Origin of the sequence: Pseudovibrio sp. Alg231-02, assembly GCF_900143565.1 — a bacterium.
Taxonomy (GTDB): domain Bacteria; phylum Pseudomonadota; class Alphaproteobacteria; order Rhizobiales; family Stappiaceae; genus Pseudovibrio.
The window spans coordinates 33,330-51,652 of record NZ_FREX01000010.1; the positions used below are offsets into that span (position 1 = coordinate 33,330).

Sequence of the window (18,323 nt, forward strand, 5' to 3'; positions counted from 1 at the left end):
ATGAAAAAGAAGCCTCGGGAATATCATAAATGACGGCAGCTTTGATTTTTGAGCAGGTATTGAACGGGCTGCAATTCGGTCTCACTTTGTTTCTGATGGCAGCTGGCCTCACGCTGGTCTTCGGCGTTATGGGTCTGATCAACCTCGCTCATGGCTCGCTTTACATGGTCGGTGCCTTTTGTTGCGCTTGGATCACTCAGCAGACCGGCTCTTTCTGGCTTGGTCTTGGTGGTGGTGTCCTTGGAGCGGCGGCAGCTGGTGCACTCATCGAAATGCTTGTCATTCGCAGGCTTTATGACCGCGATCACCTTGATCAGGTATTGGCAACCTTTGCTCTTATTCTGATCTTTTCTGAAGGCACCCGTATGGTCTTCGGTTCCATGCCACTTTACCTCAACATTCCGGCAGCTCTGGGGGGCACCATGGCGTTGCCCGGCGTAGAAGCTTATCCGGTCTATCGCCTGTTTATCATTCTGGCAGCGCTGGCTGTTGCCCTGCTTCTCTACCTGCTTATTTCCAAAACGCGCCTTGGCATGCGGATCCGCGCCGGTGAAAGTGACCGCGAGATGATCGCTGCCTTAGGTGTTGATATCAAAACGCTTTACACCATCGTTTTCGCATTGGGCGCCGCGATCGCAGGTCTGTCGGGTGCTCTGGTCGGGGCATTGCGCTCCGTACAGGTCGGCATGGGAGAACCTGTTCTCATTCTGGCCTTCGTGGTCATTGTGATTGGCGGCATTGGCTCAATCAAAGGCGCTCTCATCGGCTCCATCCTGATTGGCCTCGTGGATACTCTGGGACGTATTTTCTTGCCCGTTATCCTGAAGTTCTTCATGGAAAATGCCAGTGCAAACAGCATCGGGGCAGCTCTGTCTTCCATGCTTATCTATCTGATGATGGCAGGCATTCTGGCAGTCAAACCAAAGGGGCTTTTCAATGCAACGAACTGATACAGCTCCAAAATCCATCAACATGCCAAAGCTGAGCCGCGAGACCGTCGTCAACATCGCAGTTATGGCAATCCTGCTGGCTCTGCCGCTCTGGGCGTCGTCTATCGGAGAAGACTACTACGTCAATCTGGCAAGCCTGATCACCATCTTCGCCATTGCTGGCGTTGGCCTCAACTTTGCCATCGGGCAAGGCGGAATGGTCAGTTTCGGCCATGCGGCCTTCTTCGGCATTGGCGGCTACACCACTGGCATTGCAGCCTTTCACAGCTTTGAAGAGACCCTCTTCATGGCCATGCCTTTTGCAATCTCCGGCACCAACCAGATGCTTATTATCTGGATTGTCGCAATGGTCATTTGCGGCATCGCTGCCTTAGCAATTGGCGCAATTTCGCTGAGAACCGAAGGCGTCTACTTCATCATGATCACACTGGCGTTTGCCCAGATGATCTACTACTTTGCCATTTCCTGGCCGACATACGGCGGTGAAGATGGCCTCTCAATTTACCTGCGCAACGAACTTCCAATGGTAGATGCAGAAAGCGCTCTGACGTTCTTCCTTGTCTGTTTTGTCCTGCTGCTCGGTGCAATCTTCGTCTCAGCACGCTTGTCTGGCTCCCGTTTCGGTGCAGCTCTTGGCACCGCCCGTATGAACGAGACACGGCTGGCAACCTCTGGCATTGATCCATTCCCGATCAAGCTCACAGGCTTTGTCATCTCCGCGATGATCACCGGCTTGGCTGGAGCATTGTTTGCCGAGCTGAATGGCTTTGTAGGGCCTTCAATGCTCTCCTGGCACCGTTCCGGAGAGATTATGGTGTTCGTCATCCTTGGCGGCGTCGGGCGTCTCTATGGCCCTGTTATCGGCGCAGCGCTATTCGTACTGCTCGAAACCTATATCGGCGAATGGACAGAGCACTGGCAACTGCTGCTTGGTCTGGCCTTGCTCGGGGTCGTTCTGTTCGCCCGAGGTGGCGTCATGGGCATGATTGCAGGGAGAGCACGCCATGACTAAACCGGTTCTTGAAGTCAAAGGCCTGCACAAATCCTTTGGGGCTCTGCAAGCGACAAAAAACGTATCCTTGGACCTGAAACCCAATGAGATTCATGCGCTTATCGGACCAAACGGGGCTGGTAAATCAACGCTCATCGGTCAGATTGCAGGCTGGATCACACCTGACAGCGGCAGCATCATTCTGGATAGTGAAGACGTAACTTCAGAGACAGTCGCCAGCCGGTCTCGCAAAGGACTGGGCCGCAGTTTCCAGGTCTCTTCGCTGGCCATGGACGTCAGCGCCCGTCGCAATGTCATGCTCTCCGTACAAGCCAGTCAGGGCTCCAGCTTCCGCTTCTGGAAGCAAACCAAGTCCGACGAAGAACTGCGTGAAACAGCCGGAAACTGGCTCAGAAAAGTCGGTCTCGGTGGCCGCGAAGATATCGCGGTCTCGGAACTCTCTCACGGTGAGCGCCGTCAGGTGGAAGTCGCCTGCGCTCTGGCTCTCAAACCCAAAGCATTGCTACTGGACGAACCTATGGCAGGCCTCGGCCCGACAGGCTCTATTCAGCTCACTGAATTCCTTGAGGAAATTCGCCCGGAAATCCCAATCCTGCTCATTGAGCACGACATGGATGCCGTGTTCCGTCTGGCAGATCGCATCACGGTTCTGGTCGGCGGTGCAGCTATTTTGTCCGGCTCGGTCGATGATATCCGCGCCAGTGCACTTGTCAGAGAAGCCTATCTTGGGGAGGAAGCCTGATGCTGTTAGAAGTCAAAGGCTTGGAAGCCCACTACGGTGCTGCGCAAGCGCTCTTCGGTGTGAATCTCTCCGTCAATGAAGGCGAAATGGTCGCGATGCTTGGCCGCAATGGCATGGGCAAATCGACCACAATCAGCTCTATTTGTCAGATGGTTACGCCGACCAAAGGCACCATTGAGTTTCGCGGTCAAAGCCTGAACCGCCTGTCCAGCCACAAAGCCGCACGCCTTGGTCTGGGACTGGTCCCGGAAGGTCGCCGCTGTTTCCCGAACCTGTCTGTTCTGGAAAACCTCAGCGCGGCCGCCCGCAAAGGCGCATGGACGCTGAACCGCGTCTATGACTTGTTTCCACGCCTTCAGGAGAGGAAAAGCCAGAGCGCAAACACGCTGTCTGGCGGAGAGCAGCAAATGCTCGCTATCTCCAGAGCCTTGATGACAAACCCCAAATTGTTGATCCTTGATGAAGCAACGGAAGGTCTGGCACCTGTGGTGCGCGGGGAAATCTGGCAGGCGATCGCCAGGCTGAAGAAGGAAGGATTGTCCATTCTCATCGTCGACAAGACGCTCAAGGAGCTCCTTCCGCTGGCTGATCAGGCCGTCATTCTGGAAAAAGGCGAGTCAGTCTGGGCAGGTCGCCCGGATACACTCACCGAGGAAATGAAGGACAGATACCTTGGTCTTTGAACGCACGATCAAAGTGATCTTCCAGCATTGCGACCCCGCTGGAATTGTCTTTTATCCCCGCTACTTCGAGATGATCAATCAGGTCACCGAAGAGTGGTTCGAGCAATCGCTCGGCACGTCGTTCGTAGAAATTCATATAAATCAAGGGGATGCAGTCCCCACAGCCAAGATCGAAACAGAGTTCAAAAAGCCGAGCAAGCTTGGTGACGAGCTCTTATTCACGCTCCAGGTCACAAAGCTGGGACGCTCCAGCGTCCATCTGGAGTTTACGGTGACATGCGAGGACGAGCTTCGTCTCACAAGCCACTCGGTCATTGTCTACGTCAAAGGCGAGGACAAGAAGCCAGCGAGTTGGCCGCAAGCCATTAAGAAACGAATGGAATTTTTCCTGAAGGAAGAGGGACCTTCATGACAACACAACAAGCACTGTTCAAATTTCTCCAGCCGGAAGGTTGGAAGCCTGCTTCTGGATACGCCAATGGCATCATGGCAGAAGGCACACCCATCTTTCTGGGAGGTCAAATCGGCTGGAACGGCCAGCAGGTCTTCGAGAGCGATGATCTCATTGACCAGATCAAGCAAACGCTTGAGAACATTAGCGAAATTCTAGCCACAGCTGGCGCTAAGCCAGAGCATGTGGTGCGCCTGACATGGTATGTGGTCGACAAGAAAGACTACACCGCTCGCCTGCGCGAAGTTGGCGAGGCGTATCGCTCTGTGTTTGGCCGTCATTTTCCATCCATGACCATGATCCAGGTGGCTGATTTGGTGGAAGATCAGGCCAAAGTGGAAATTGAAGCAACGGCAGTACTGCCAAGAGCGGAATAACATGATGCGGGATTGGGACGCGGCCTATCATAACTCCGGTGCAGTACCAAACGCACAAGAGCTGTTTAATCAATGGGTTGAGCGCTCCAAAGCGTTTCGCGAGACCTCAAAAAACCAACTGGACGTAGCCTACGGAAGCGGGGAGAGAGAGAAGCTCGACCTGTTCTTCCCGCAAGGCGCTGAGGCGTCCAAAGGGCTCGTCATGATCGTTCATGGAGGGTACTGGAAGGCCTTCGATAAATCCGCCTTCAGCCACTTGGCGAAGGGGGCCGTCGAGATGGGGTACACCGTTGCCGTACCTTCTTACGACCTTTGCCCGGACGCAAAAATAACCAGCATTACCAATCAGATGCAGCAAGCTCTTGAAGTTGCAGCTGAACGAGTTGAAGGATCGATTCACCTGACCGGTCATTCTGCTGGTGGACACTTGGTAGCGAGGTTGGGCTGCAAAAATAGGATGATACCAGACAGTATCACTAGTCGGATCAAGCACATCCTCGGCATCAGCGGGGTTTACGATCTGCGGCCAATCCGCAGGACGGCAATGAACGATACTCTGCATATCGACGAGACTGAGGCGCTGGCAGAAAGTCCAGTCCTGCACGAACCTCTTGATAATCTTCGCTTTACAGGCTGGGTTGGCGCTGAGGAGCTGGCAGAGTTTCGGCGGCAAAATGCAACCCACTGCGCAATGTGGGGCGGTTTCGAAACACACATCACCGCCTATGAGGATCCGGGCAAAAACCATTTTACCGTGGTAGAGGCACTGGAGCAGCCCAACAGTCTCCCCCTCACAACTATGTTGAATACATAATCACAACATACTGAAATATATAGATATTATAAAAACCACGCAACTTTGCGCTCCTATGTGTAATTTTGCGTGGTTTAAGTGATTCATGCGTTACTTTAAGTTGCTATGTGACTGCGTTGATGAATTCATTTCATCCGAAAGTGTCCATCACAGCAACCGAAGCAACCCGGCGCATCAGATTGAAAATCTCCTCGCACTCTCCATCCATCTTAACCTATTGGATATCCTATTCACCAAATGGAGAGTTGTGGAACAGCTACCAGCCGCTCTAAGGTTGACCCAACAACGCGAACCGGAGTTATCCGCCCAGCGCGGCTTGCAGGTACACTCATCTGACAAGCCAGCTCTGTAAGGCATCAACTCTGGAAACGGGCACTTTCCAAGATGCTCGTATGCGCAGGACTTGGCTGACTGGGGAGGCATATGTGACAGCAGAAAAAGCGGGACCACTTTCAGGACTTCAGGTGGTGGAGATGGCAGGCCTTGGCCCAGCGCCCATGGCCGGACAATTGCTTGCAGATCTGGGAGCCGATGTCATCGTCGTCGACCGCCGCACCGGCGAGCGGATCGACAAGGACGTCAACCGCAGAGGCAAGAAGTCCATCGCTTTGAACATGAAGAGCGATGAGGCCGTCAAAGTCTTCTTCTCCCTTGTTGAGAAAGCCGACATCCTGATCGAAGGCTTCCGCCCCGGCGTAATGGAGCGCCTTGGCCTTGGGCCGGACGAATGCCTCGCCAAGAACCCGGGCCTGATCTATGGCCGCATGACCGGCTGGGGGCAGGACGGGCCACTGGCTCATTCCGCCGGCCACGACCTCAATTACCTCGCCATGACGGGCATGCTCCACGCCATCGGCGAGGAAGGCCGCCCACCGGTCCCACCACTCAACATGGCGGCAGACTACGGCGGCGGGTCCATGTTCTTGCTGCTGGGGGTGTTATCAGCGCTATTTGAGCGCACCAGAAGCGGCAAAGGGCAGGTGATCGATGCAGCCATGGTCGACGGCGTACCAGCCATGATGGGCCTGATCTACTCCTTGCTGGGTCGCGGGCTTTGGCAGGACAAACGCCAAACGAACCTGCTGGACGGTGGCGCACCGTTCTATCGCTGCTATGAAACCTCAGATGGCCGCTATCTGTCCGTTGGTTCTCTGGAGCCTCAGTTCTTCGCTCTGCTGCTAAAAGGGCTGGACCTCCCGCAAGAGCTTTCCAAGATCCAGATGAACATGAAAGAGTGGCCTCAGCTGGAAGAGCAAATCGGCACTGCCATCAAGGCGAATACGCTGGACCACTGGACTGGCGTCTTTGCGGGAACTGACGCTTGCGTTGCCCCTGTGCTCTCCATTGAGGAGGCAAATGCAGCCTCTCTCAACACCGAGCGCGGCAACCGCATCCGCCTCAACGGCGTCACCCAGGCAGCACCCGCACCGCGCTTCAGCCGCACAGTTCCGCAAACACCTGAACCAGCAGGAAGAACCGGAGACGATACTGCACAGGTTTTACAGCAGCTTGGTTTCTCTGAAGCTGATATCGTTGATATGCAAAAGAGCAAAACTTTGGCCTGAATCTGCGACAATTAACGATGCGAAACAAACTATAAACGGAGGGGGCCTCAGCACTCCCTCCCACGTCATAACTGCCTCAGCCCAATCCTCTGAGCACATCCCATGACTGAGGACATCCTCTCGAATCTCCTAGGGTAACTTTAATCAGGTTACTGCGAAGGAGTGCACCAGAGTATGCTGGTAACAGATGCATTTGTATTACTGTTTCTTGTTACGCAGGGCCTCTTTCTCGTCGCCTCATACGTCTTTGCTGTATCTGGCGCAGATGACCTGTTCGTTGACACCCTCTATTACACCTTCGTCGCCTGGTATCGCGGCCCATTAGCAGGAAGAACCGAAGAACGCCTGTTTGAAGAAACAGGGCACGTCCCGCCCAGACCGCTGGCCATCATGCTACCTGCATGGGATGAAGCCTCAATCCTCTATCCCGCCGTTACAGGCATTATGCGCAGACTGGACTATCCATCCTATTGGATATTCATTGGCGTCTATCCCAATGACACAGCCACACAGAAGGCTGCAAATCGTCTGGCAGCCGAACATGACAATCTGCGTGTCGTTACCACCAACAATGACGGCCCAACCTGCAAAGCCGATTGCGTCAACACCATCATTGCCGAAATCGAAAAGTTCGAACAGGAACAGAACATCTCCTTTGCCGGCATCGTCATGCAGGACGCCGAAGACATCCTCAACCCAAACGCTCTGCACGTCTTCAACGCCAGCCTTGAACTTGCCGATGTGGTGCAACTGCCTGTCCTCTCCTTACCCCGTAGACGGCGGAACCTGACAGCCGGCCACTACATGGACGAGTTTGCCGAGTTCCATTCCAAGGAAGTTCTCGTCAGGGGATTCTTGACCGGAACAGTTCCGGGCGCTGGCGTTGGCACCTGCTATTCCAAGAAAACCATCGAGACAGCCAAATCCATTTCCGGCACAGATGAGAACGGCATACCGGAAGTCTTCAACATCGGCTCCTTGACGGAAGATTACGACCTCGCCATGCGGCTCACAGGGAAGGGGCTCACCCACCACCTGCTCTGGGTCCACCCGGCAAAGAAAAGCGACCACACGGACTTTGCAGTCACGCAGGAGCTGTTTCCCTCCGGCTTCTGGCAAAGCGTACGCCAGAAAACCCGCTGGACCATCGGCATCGCGTTTCAGGGTTGGGCACAGCTGGGGTGGAAGGGAGGGCTCGCTGATAAATATTTTTATTGGCGCGACAGGAAGATGGTGTTCTTCAGCCATGCCATCATCATCGGGTACATCTCGCTTTTCTTCTACTGGGGCCTTCGCCTCTATGAGCGTCTGACACCGGATGCCTACCATTTGCCGCCACTTCTGCCAGAAGACAGCCCATTTTGGTATGTAATCTGGTTCAACGTGCTCCTGCTCGCCCACCGCCTTATCCAGCGCCATATCTGGACAGGCTACCATTATGGCCTGCGCGCATTGGCACCTGTGACCCTGCGCTACTTCGTATCCATCATCATCAACTACATCGCCATGATGCGCGCCATCAAAACATGGATCCGGCATCTGGGCACTGGCGAAGTCATCGGTTGGGACAAGACCGCTCATGACTATCCGGAGGAAGAAAGTCTGGAGCTTGCAATTCCTGTAGAGCAGGAAGCACAAACATGACCCGGCCCCAAACGCCCCACAACACACGCGGAAATGCCAACCGAAACTCGGCATTCTATCTGCTGTGGGTCGTCATGTTTGCGCTTGGCTTATCCATCCCAACACAATCACAAAATCCAGCACCACCTTCACAGAGAGTCAGCCCTGCGCCTTACACTCTCCAGCAAAAAGACGAGTATTACATCAGCTTGCTGAAGGACCGACAGGACAGCCAATCCCTGCTGCAAAGCACATGGCGTGGCTACCGCTCCTATCCCTTGCTGGACCTTGCCTACCGCCTGCTGGCAGAGGGGCGAAGTGAAGATGCGCTGAAAGAACTGGATGAGCTGCTGAAACAAGACCCTGATCATCTTGTGGCCCGCTGGCAAAAAATCCAGCTGCTCATCGGCCTCAATCGCCCGATCGCAGCAATCGACCAATTAGAGATCCTCCAATCTCAAGCTCCCGCTTTCAGCCGCGGCTATCTTTCGCTCGGCCACCTGCAAATGCTCACGGGCGAGTATGCGGAAGCCTTTGATGATTTCCGGCTGGCGATAGAGACTGGCAAATTGCTGCCGAGCAACCGGGAAGAAGCCCTCGCAGGCGCAGCAGAAGCAGCCATCAAGCTTGGCAAAACCAAGGAAGCTCTCCATGCACTGAACATTTTGCGGGAACTGGGCGCTGCCACCCCAAGACAAAGGCTCATCAGAGCGGATCTTTTGCGCAACTTCAATCAGCTGGAAGAAGCCCGTAGCGAATGGGACGAGCTTTCCAAGCTGGACAACGCACCAAGAACTCAGCGCACAGCAATTTTGAACGAAGCCTTCCTCTTTCTTGCGCAAGGCAAGGACGAAGAAGCCTACCGCTTGCTACTGCGCGGTGAAATGAATGGACTGTTTACGGGCCGCCAATCCTCCGCTTTGGAACAACGCACATTCGCCAGAGCTCTGGCCGCCAGCGCGCTCAATTCTGGTCATCTGGATGAGTTGCTGACCTTCCTCAACCCCGGGCGCATTGATCAACTGGGACTGTCCACGCGCGTTCAACTGGCCTACGCTCTGGTGAAAAAAGGCTCCAGCGCAGAGGCAGAAATGGCGCTTCTGACAGCGGATGGCAGGATCCTCGACACCAAAGCCTCTGGCCCGGAAGAAGCCGCCAACTACTATCTGGCACTGGCAGACATCGCCATTCGCGCAGGAGATGATGCCAGAGCGGTCACCGCAGGCCGACTGCTGATCAAGCTTACCCGCAGCCCGGAATACGGCCTGCAACTCAGCATGCTCGCTCTTAACAACGGCTGGGAAACACAAGCCATCAACGCGCTGGTGGAACTACGCGCTATCACCCAGTTCACAGACCAACAGAAATCTCCGGAAGCCTGGGTCGAGTTGTTGCAAACCCTTTCAGATCTGGCGCGGCGGGCAGGGGATCTGGATCTCGCCAATCAGGTTCTCAAAGAAGCTGAAACGTTGATGCCCAACTGGCGCATCACAGCAAAAAGAGGGCAGGTCGCCCTGCTCTCCAACCATCACCGCATCGCTTCCGCTGTTCTTCAGGATGCTCTTGCACGAGCCCAAAGAGCCCGCGCTGACGGCGCCTTCAATGAAAACGACAAGAAAGCCTATGCACGTCTTCTGTTTGATCTGGCAGCCGTTTCTGCAACCAATGAAGACTGGACCAGCACGCTTGACTATCTGATCGCTGACTGGAAGCTGCAACCGGACCCGACACTGGTTCTGCCAGCATATCTCATGCTCAAGGAAAGCACCGCAGAAGGCATCACGGCACGCATGTGGCTTAACTACGTTTTCAGCTACACCAACACTGCAAACCTGTCAGAGGAAAGCAAAGACATGTTTGCCATGGCTTTCCTCTCACTGGCACGCCTCCTGAAAACAGAAGGGCAGCTTCAAGAAGCCGTGAAAATGTACCGCCAGTCACTACGACTGGCCCCAACTGCGGAAACCCGTTTGGAAGCCGCTTATCTTGCACTGGAGCTCAATCACCCCAAAAGAGCTCTGATGTTGCTGCAACAACTGGACCAGACCAAAAACACCGATGCGATCTTGGCCATCAGGTGCGAGGCCTACCGCGTACTTGACCGCAATCTTGAGGCCCTGACATGCGCGCAACAGGAGCTTCAGGCTCAGCCCATGAATGCAGACAAGCACCTGACACTGGCCAGCCTCTACCTGCGGCTGGGAGACAAAGAGAAAGCCAGAGAGGAACTACAGCAAGCGTATGAACTCAGCCCAAACCTCGCCACCGCAAGCCAGCTTGGCTTCCTCTATCAGGAGCTGGGAGAATATGAGGTCGCGGAAGACTGGTTTCTGGAATCTTTTGAAGAACATGACGATCAGAGCGCTGGTATGGCGCTGCTCTACCTCAACCTGCGCCAGATGGACTATGATGAGGCAGCACAACTCCTTGCCAAACTGGATGTCTCCAAGCTCTCTCAAGAGCAAATGGCCGGCTACTACGCCGCCCGGGCCCAGCTCACGCTCCATCAGGGCAATCAATCACCCGAAGCACTGGCAAGCGCTCTGGTGGACCTGCGCAAGGCACGGTCCATCGCCTCGACACCGGACATTCGCTTTTCCGTAGTTCAGGTTCTTTTCCAGCTGGATCAACTAGAGGAAGCAGAGGCCGAATACGAAAACCTGCCGCCAGCCGACCTTAAAAACCCGGCAACACTCGCTTTGGGAGGATACCTTGCCCGTGCTCAGGGTGACAATGATCTGGCAGTCACCCGCTTTGAAACCTCGCTGGAGGAAAAACCAGATCAGGCGAACCTGCAGGAAGATCTGGCCTATACCTATCTGGCAGCCTTTGAAAACAAGAAGGCCGCTGAACTGTTTCGCAAGCGGATTGATGTGCTGCACCAGCATCAGCGCGACATCTATGAACAGGACAAGCTGGAGCGCTTCCAGCGCCAGCTCCGCATTCTGGAAATCCCGATCAGCTTTCTGTTCTTCGATGGTGCCAGCCCGTCACGGCAGGATGAGGAGGAGTTTGCAGGCGCCATCCTTGGCATCCCATCCAGCAGCCCGTTCGGCTCACTGGAAGTGGCATGGCGACCTCCGGTCATTGGCTACCAGAATGGCCGCGTCTTTGAAGTCATTGCCCGCGCCCAGTGGCTCAACCAACGCTACAGCTTCCGCCCTGACCCTGACACCTACCAGACCATCGTCGGCCTGCGCTTCAAGCCTTTCATGACGCAAAACCTGAAAATCGGTCTGGAGCGGTTCTTCAAAGGCGGCAGCATCACAGAAGACAACTGGCTGGGGAGGGTGCTTTGGTCCTTCACACGCGGAAACGACTTCCTCCCGCTCTACGATTTTTACTCCGGTGAGCCTATCGACAAAGAACCCTACATCAGCCTGTATCTGGAAGGTGGTCGTTTCTTCGAAAAGGAAAAAACCATTCTATTCTATGGAGATGGCCGACTTGGTTACACTTTTAGGCTCGATCCTAACCTGATTTTGTCGCCCTTTGCGTATTCCATAGGGAGCGGAAACTGGAACTCCCAAACCAGCGCTGTGGCGATCGAGGCAGGGCTGGGAGCATCTTTGAAGTGGAGAGGGTGGTACACCGAAGCCTATGGTGACCTGCTTCAGCTGGAAGTGTTCGGGCGTGTAGGACACGAAGTATTAAACACAGATGACAGTGAGACCAGCCGAGTGCTTCTCGGGCTTCAAGCAAACTTCTAAACTCTTCGTTCTTGGGGTGTTCTGCCTCGCTCTCATCACATTCATGATGATCTTTAAAGCCTATGCGCGGCAGGATTCCGGCACTAAGGAATGTATTCCTATACGCATGAGCTTCATCCAGCCATGGGGTGATGAATATTTTCCTAATCCCAGATTATGGCGCAGCGAACTCCTTGCACATCAAAGACTTGGCATTGAAGAGGTCATCCTGCAGTGGACCATGTGGGGCAGCGATCTTCAGGATGAAATCAAGCTGCCACTCTGGCTCGAAGCTGCAATCATGGGCGCAGATGAGGCTGGAGCCAAACTCTGGTTCGGCCTGCGGTATGATCCAACATTCATGGAGAAGCTGCAAAAGGACGGCCAGACCTATCTGGACAATCGCTTAGCAGAGACCGAAAAGCTCGCCACCGCGATAAAGGCCCAGATCAGCTATACCGCACATCCCACTGAGGTATTTGCGGGCTGGTATATACCAGATGAAATTGACGGCAATCTGCTGTTGGATAGCAAGCTCAGAAAGCTCGTCACCGGGTACACAAAACAAACCCGCGCAATCTTGAACCACATCCTCCCGGGGCCTGTTGCCATCTCTGGATACACCGATTTGAAGACCATTCCGCGAAAACTGGCCACACAATGGAACAAACTCATGGCGAAATCATCCATGGACATTCTGTTGCTGCAGGACGGGCTAGGGGCCAAGCTTATGGAACCTTATTCCAGCCGCAACCTGCAACGCGCCATCAGCGCCGCCTTCAGCACACAAGATCATACGGTTATTCCCGTGGTGGAAATCTTCGAAATCGATCCGAGAACAGCAGATTTCAGCACAATTCCAACCACGCTCGGCACCATGAAAAGCCGTCTGAAGAACGCAAGATTTTCGCCCGCACAGCCGTTGGCCTTGTTCTCATTGTCCAGCCATATCTTGAAATTCGACAATAAACACAGCCGCGATATCAAAGAGTTTCTTACAGAAAACGCTCATATCTGCGGCAGAAACACACTGGCAAATGCGGAATCTGCCGAATAACTCACAAGGACAGTAGCGCATAGGATGAAAGAGCCAGAGATCATCGGAGCGGGTCCGAACAAAGTGCTATGCATCATTGGCACCCGCCCAGAAGCTATAAAAATGGCGCCGGTCATCTCTGCAATCGCAAACTGCTCAAACTTGCACGCCCATATTCTAATGACAGGCCAGCACCGCGACATTGCATCCAAAGCTCTGGAATCATTTGATATCCACCAGATCAACTGGCTCGACGTATCCAGCACCAGTCACAGGCTGGCCGATCAGGCTGGCGAACTACTCAAAGGCATAAACGCATACATTGCCGTGCATCACCCCAAATACGCATTGGTCCACGGCGACACCACAACAGGCTTCGTCGGCGCGCTGGCCAGTTTTTACAGCGCCATTCCAGTCGGCCATGTGGAAGCCGGATTGCGCAGTGGTGAGCTGCGGGATCCATTTCCCGAGGAAGCCAACCGACGATTGGCAGACCAACTGTGCCATAGGCTGTTCGCACCAACATCCATCGCCAAAGACAACTTGCTGCGTGAAGGCCTGAGCAACGACAAAATCCTCACCACAGGAAACACGGTGGTCGACGCCGTTCGTCATCTGGCACAGAAAATCAAACCGGCACGCGAGCTCGACGAACTGAAAGATGTTCTGGGGCCGCAAAAGCGATTGGTGCTGGTGACCACACATAGACGTGAAAATTGGGGCGATCCCATGCGCCGCATCTGCCAGGCCATTAAACGCATCACAAAAGCCCATGAGGACCTGCAAGTCATTTTGCCAGTCCACCCAAATCCGGTCGTCAAAGACATGATCGAGTCCGAGCTCAAAAATATACCGCGCATCCATCTGGTCACGCCATTGTCCTATGAAGCACTGATAGCACTGGAACGTGACGCAGACCTGATCCTGACCGACAGCGGCGGCATACAGGAAGAAGCACCGGAGTTCGGAACACCGCTGTTGATCCTGCGCAAGACCACAGAGCGACCAGAAGCATTGACCAGCGGTCTTGCAAAACTCGTCGGCACATGCGAGCAAACCATCACAGATGAAGCCGCACACATCTTGAAATGCAAACACACAAAGATCGACCGTCAAAACCCGTTCGGCGATGGCCATGCATCACAGCGCATAGCGACGGCCGTAGAAAGCCACATAAACTCAGCAGACTAGCTTCATTCTGGCCTTTATCATTTAAGTTCCATAATCTACCTTATGCGTATTTTATATATGCGGCCCGTGCGAAGGTATCTTTGTCCTTCGCACCTCTAAAATGTCCGCTCTTCAGGTCTGCGATATTGTCAGAATGCAGCTCTCAAGCATGGCACACGACCTTTAGGCAATCAAAAGTAAGCTTCAGTAAGCTGTTCTAGTTGATCCCAAAGAGCCGTTGATTTTTGATAATCCATACTGGCATCTCCATCAGGCAAATCCATAAGGCCCCAGACGTTGTGCCAATAAATTCCGCTGGGAACATCTTGCGTAGCTGCAATAAGAGCAGCCTGCGCCCCGAGTTCTTCCGATATCAGCAGTCTTTTGGCCAACCAGCTTCTAAGCCCGCCTTGCTCAGCAAACCCACCAAAACCACTCAAAATAACCCCGGGATGAACAGCATAGCTATTGAGAGCCGGATAGCGTTTCGCGAGCTCCCGCATCTGCCATAAATTACCCAGTTTGCTGCCACCATAAACCCTGTTGCTTGAGTAGTTTAGCGGGTTCACATCACAGGTTTGGGCCATGATATAGGCGTCTCCCGATGTCATCACAATGCGTGCATCCTCCGCAAACTTGCCTTGCTCCATCAGAAGCCGATACAGCAGATGATGACCTAAGACATTGACTGCAAAGGTCATTTCAATATCGTCCGAGGCCATTTTGTGATCATGCAATATAACACCCGAGTTGCAGATCAATATATCAATTTTCTGGTCCCCCACCTTACCAACTGCATCCGCCACAGACTGCAAGCATGATAGATCACACTTAACTTGCTGGAGGTCACAGCCCCCTCTCTTCCCCTGAGAGATGCCGCGGGACAGAGACACAACCTTAGCGCCTCGTGCAATCAATCCGCGGGAAACGTACTCGCCGACACCCGCTGATCCACCTGTTATCAGGGCAGTTTTCCCGTCAAGTCGTGGTCCAGGAGGACACATACGCGTTCTCGCCCCCTGACGAAACATACACCGTAAAAGGCGGAAAACACTGGTTTTGGAGGGTCTATATGGGGTGAGGTCTATGGACACTTTTTTATCCTTGTTTACAGTCGGTCAAGATTGATTGACCATAATACTTGACTGGATTACTAATCCAGTCAAGTATTATCTATAACACCTCGGATACGTGATGACTCAGTTTGATTTCGCCCCAGAATCCCAAAAGGCAACCATTCAGACAGCGCATCTGCTGTTGCAGCAAGCCGCTCGCCTTCGACAGAAGCTACAAACGGCAGTGACTGAGGCGTGTGATCTGACCTTGTCAGAAAAAGAGCTTCTTGGACGCGTCCAGCAATCAGGAGGTGAAGTGCGGATGAGTGATATTTCCAGTGCTCTGATGTTCACCGAAGGTGGCGCAACAAAGATCATCGGCCGGCTGGAGAAGCAAGGCCTCGTCACGCGGCATCGCTCGCAAGAGGATAAACGGGTTATCCTGATCAACATCACAGAGGAAGGCGAAAGCAAACTCGCAACCGCTCTCAGCGCCATGGCGAATGTCGCCTATCCGCTTTTGAGCAAAGTGTATTCTGAAGAAGAATGTGCCCAGATGAGCCGCCTATTGGAGAAGCTTGGTGCGCATCCCGACCTGTTATGAGCGATTTTCTAACGGTCTCACCAGGTACGGACAGACAAGCAAATGCCGCAGAACCAGATTTGGCATCTGCGGCATTCATTCGTCTTCTCAGGCCTTAAAAGTCCATCACAATACGACCATCAATCTTGCCGTTACGCATACGATCGAAGATGTCATTGACGTTGTCGAGCGGCTCTGTGGTGTAATGCGCAGCCACCTGGCCTTCACCAGCAAACTCTAATGACTCCCGCAGATCATTTCGCGTACCCACAATGGAACCACGTAATGTTTTGCGGTTGAGCACCATATCAAAGATGTTGAGTGGAAAGTCCTCAGGAGGCAAACCAACAAGGCTCATAGTGCCGCCACGTGCCAGCATGCCAACACCTTGCTGGAAGCTCTTGCCAGCCACTGCCGTCACCAACACGCCCTCAGCACCGCCGCCAGCTTGCACTTCAGCCACCGGATCGCACTTGAAGGCATTGAGCGTCATATCCGCGCCAAGTGATCTTGCAAGCTCCAGTTTGTCCTCTGCAATATCAACCGCAATCACATGCAAGCCCATAGCCTTGGCGTACTGAACAGCCAGATGCCCCAAACCGCCAATACCGGAAATCACAACCGTTTGTCCCGGTTTTGTCTCCGTTTCCTTCAGCCCCTTGTAAACGGTTACACCTGCGCACAGGATTGGTGCTGCTGGTGCAAATTCAAGTTCCTTCGGCAAATGAGCGACGAAATTCGGGTCTGCCAAAGCATATTCTGCAAAGCTGCCATTGACGCTGTAACCCGTGTTTTGCTGGCTTTCGCATAAAGTTTCCCAGCCATCAACACAGTGACGACAGCAACGGCAAGCAGTGTGAAGCCAGGGAATTCCAACGCGATCCCCCTCTTTCACCGAAGTGACATTCCGGCCTTTCTCAACCACAATGCCCACACCTTCATGGCCCGGAATAAAGGCTGGTGTCGGCTTGACTGGCCAGTCACCTTCAACAGCGTGAAGGTCGGTGTGGCACACGCCAGTGGCCTCAATTTTCACCAGAACACTGTCATCATTTACTGTAGGCTTTTCAACTTCACACACGTCCAACGGTGCACCAAACTCGCGCACAACGGCCGCTCTCATCATAGACATGACGGGCTCCTTGACCTGTTCGGGCCGCAGCGGCCCAGATGCATACAGGGAAAGCTAAATTTTGCAAATGCAGGTATGCAGCACCAGCATTCAACCCGAGCCTAACAAACCTCTAGCCAAGTATAAAAGAGATGATATTTCAAGGATGCAAGCGCGGTTAACAGCGTTTCTCGCCGGTCACTCAAAGTTAAAAAGGCTTGTTCTTTAATACAAAACCCGCGGACGACAATCAGGTGTATTCAAGGACATACATTTCCGTAAAGTGAAACAAATTCATCAACTTAGGCTAACTACGTAGCTTTTAGGCGATTTCACCTGAGATCATTTCATCGTCATGAGTCGAGCGGAGACCAGACACTCTCCCCCTACTCCATGCAACACCACAAAACACTTGCCTCCACCTAACAATACCAAGTATAAATCAAATGTATGCATAAGGTAGATTATGGAATTACTTGCTATTATTCGATCTAAATATAGCAACTATAAGTATTGTGTCATTTAAATACTTAACAATCTAACAGCTAGTTCATACTATGGATGATCATCACCATCACTCAGGCCAAGCAAACGTCTTGCGCGTAAGATCACAGGTGCATCGACCATCTTGCCATCAACAACAAACGCGCCTTGTCCTGCTGTATCCTTTTGCTTTTCAAGCACATTCAAGGCCCACTGAACTTCCTCATCACTTGGTTCAAAGCACGAATTGACAACGCTGACTTGAGAAGGATGAATGGCAAACTTGCCGTTATACCCCATATCTCGCGCATTGCGGGCTTCATCTTCAAGCCCTTCAGGGTCATTGAAGTCTAAATACACGCCATCAATCGCCCAAAGATGGTTCTGAACGGCTGCATTCAGCAGCTGTCCACGTGGCCACACAAGACTGTTCCAGCCCATAGTGCCGCCTGTCTCTGCCGTATAGTCCGCATACCCAAAGGCCAGTGCATGAAGCGGTGCATGAGTTGAGGCAATCGCTTCTGCGTTAGACAGTCCCGCTGGCGTTTCCAACAACGCGCACACCCGCACCATCTCCTTGCCAGGATGGCCCTGCAGCAGATGGTCAAGTTGCTCCAGATCACGTGGGCTTTCACATTTGGGCAGAAATATCCAGTCTGGCAGGTGCGCCAGGTCCAGCAGGCACAACACATCTTCCAGTCCATCCGGCGTGCTCATCGATGAGATGCGAATGCCGATTTCACAGGCCTCATGCTCGCGGATCTCATCTTGAAGGCCGCGCAGCAGATCTCTAGCTGCTGGCTTTTGCTTTTCAGAAACACCGTCTTCAAGGTCAAGCACCACACACCCTGCTCCCGATGCTGTCGCCTTCGGGAAAAGATGGGCTTTATCTGCAGGTAAGAATAACAGGCTCTTCACACCGGAACTCCAACTTAATCCATTGATGCCGTTAGGGCATAATTTAGATCAGTAACAATTA

16 protein-coding genes are annotated in these 18,323 nt (G+C 53.3%); 13 read left to right on the forward strand and 3 right to left on the reverse strand.

From position 1 onward, the window contains the following. The first annotated feature begins 29 nt into the window (after nucleotides 1–29). The 12 genes from DHN43_RS21875 to wecB all read left to right on the forward strand — a co-directional run bounded on the left by DHN43_RS21875 (nucleotide 30) and on the right by wecB (nucleotide 14,133). Nucleotides 30–950, forward strand: a complete 921-nt coding sequence (locus DHN43_RS21875) for a branched-chain amino acid ABC transporter permease (RefSeq protein WP_057463887.1) — start codon at nucleotides 30–32, stop codon at nucleotides 948–950. Then, entirely contained in the window at nucleotides 937–1,962 is a 1,026-nt protein-coding gene (locus DHN43_RS21880; RefSeq protein WP_108820043.1) for a branched-chain amino acid ABC transporter permease, read from the forward strand. The genes DHN43_RS21875 and DHN43_RS21880 overlap by 14 nt, the downstream gene beginning before the upstream one ends. Next, nucleotides 1,955–2,704: an ABC transporter ATP-binding protein gene (locus DHN43_RS21885; protein ID WP_108820044.1), complete on the forward strand. Its 750-nt coding sequence runs from the start codon at nucleotides 1,955–1,957 to the stop codon at nucleotides 2,702–2,704. The genes DHN43_RS21880 and DHN43_RS21885 overlap by 8 nt, the downstream gene beginning before the upstream one ends. Further along, entirely contained in the window at nucleotides 2,704–3,387 is a 684-nt protein-coding gene (locus DHN43_RS21890) for an ABC transporter ATP-binding protein (protein WP_063288762.1), read from the forward strand. Before DHN43_RS21885 ends, DHN43_RS21890 begins: the two co-directional genes overlap by 1 nt. After that, the gene (locus tag DHN43_RS21895) at nucleotides 3,377–3,799 is read left to right on the forward strand and encodes an acyl-CoA thioesterase (protein WP_108820045.1); all 423 of its coding nucleotides are present in this window, start codon (nucleotides 3,377–3,379) and stop codon (nucleotides 3,797–3,799) included. Before DHN43_RS21890 ends, DHN43_RS21895 begins: the two co-directional genes overlap by 11 nt. Further along, on the forward strand, nucleotides 3,796–4,215 hold the full coding sequence (locus DHN43_RS21900; RefSeq protein WP_108820046.1) for a RidA family protein: 420 nt from the start codon (nucleotides 3,796–3,798) through the stop codon (nucleotides 4,213–4,215). The genes DHN43_RS21895 and DHN43_RS21900 overlap by 4 nt, the downstream gene beginning before the upstream one ends. A 1-nt stretch (nucleotide 4,216) precedes the next feature. Further along, on the forward strand, nucleotides 4,217–5,029 hold the full coding sequence (locus tag DHN43_RS21905) for an alpha/beta hydrolase (RefSeq protein ID WP_108820047.1): 813 nt from the start codon (nucleotides 4,217–4,219) through the stop codon (nucleotides 5,027–5,029). 425 nt (nucleotides 5,030–5,454) lie between these two features. Next, nucleotides 5,455–6,594 (forward strand): CaiB/BaiF CoA transferase family protein, encoded by a 1,140-nt coding sequence (locus DHN43_RS21910; RefSeq protein WP_108820048.1) that lies wholly within the window; start codon nucleotides 5,455–5,457, stop codon nucleotides 6,592–6,594. A 174-nt stretch (nucleotides 6,595–6,768) separates the two neighbouring features. Continuing rightward, the gene (locus DHN43_RS21915; protein ID WP_108820049.1) at nucleotides 6,769–8,238 is read left to right on the forward strand and encodes a glycosyltransferase; all 1,470 of its coding nucleotides are present in this window, start codon (nucleotides 6,769–6,771) and stop codon (nucleotides 8,236–8,238) included. Continuing rightward, entirely contained in the window at nucleotides 8,235–11,927 is a 3,693-nt protein-coding gene (locus DHN43_RS21920) for a tetratricopeptide repeat protein (RefSeq protein ID WP_108820050.1), read from the forward strand. The genes DHN43_RS21915 and DHN43_RS21920 overlap by 4 nt, the downstream gene beginning before the upstream one ends. Further along, nucleotides 11,878–12,963 (forward strand): DUF4434 domain-containing protein, encoded by a 1,086-nt coding sequence (locus DHN43_RS21925; protein WP_208995561.1) that lies wholly within the window; start codon nucleotides 11,878–11,880, stop codon nucleotides 12,961–12,963. The genes DHN43_RS21920 and DHN43_RS21925 overlap by 50 nt, the downstream gene beginning before the upstream one ends. A gap of 24 nt (nucleotides 12,964–12,987) precedes the next feature. Continuing rightward, nucleotides 12,988–14,133 carry a non-hydrolyzing UDP-N-acetylglucosamine 2-epimerase gene (wecB, locus tag DHN43_RS21930; protein WP_108820052.1) on the forward strand — a complete coding sequence of 382 codons (1,146 nt, stop codon included), beginning with the start codon at nucleotides 12,988–12,990 and terminating at the stop codon, nucleotides 14,131–14,133. Nucleotides 14,134–14,303: 170 nt separating this feature from the next. On the opposite strand, the gene DHN43_RS21935 is transcribed toward wecB, so the two are convergent. Continuing rightward, on the reverse strand, nucleotides 14,304–15,143 hold the full coding sequence (locus DHN43_RS21935; RefSeq protein ID WP_108820053.1) for an SDR family NAD(P)-dependent oxidoreductase: 840 nt from the start codon (nucleotides 15,141–15,143) through the stop codon (nucleotides 14,304–14,306). Nucleotides 15,144–15,306: 163 nt separating this feature from the next. Between DHN43_RS21935 and DHN43_RS21940 the strand changes: the two genes are divergently transcribed. After that, nucleotides 15,307–15,771 carry a MarR family winged helix-turn-helix transcriptional regulator gene (locus DHN43_RS21940; protein ID WP_057461164.1) on the forward strand — a complete coding sequence of 155 codons (465 nt, stop codon included), beginning with the start codon at nucleotides 15,307–15,309 and terminating at the stop codon, nucleotides 15,769–15,771. Between the two features lie 94 nt (nucleotides 15,772–15,865). Here DHN43_RS21940 and DHN43_RS21945 read toward each other — a convergent pair whose 3' ends face one another. Continuing rightward, entirely contained in the window at nucleotides 15,866–16,882 is a 1,017-nt protein-coding gene (locus tag DHN43_RS21945; RefSeq protein WP_057461165.1) for a zinc-dependent alcohol dehydrogenase, read from the reverse strand. A gap of 534 nt (nucleotides 16,883–17,416) precedes the next feature. Beyond that, a complete protein-coding gene (locus DHN43_RS21950) occupies nucleotides 17,417–18,262 on the reverse strand; it encodes an HpcH/HpaI aldolase/citrate lyase family protein (protein WP_208995562.1) in 846 nt (281 codons plus the stop codon). Nucleotides 18,263–18,323 lie beyond the last annotated feature (61 nt).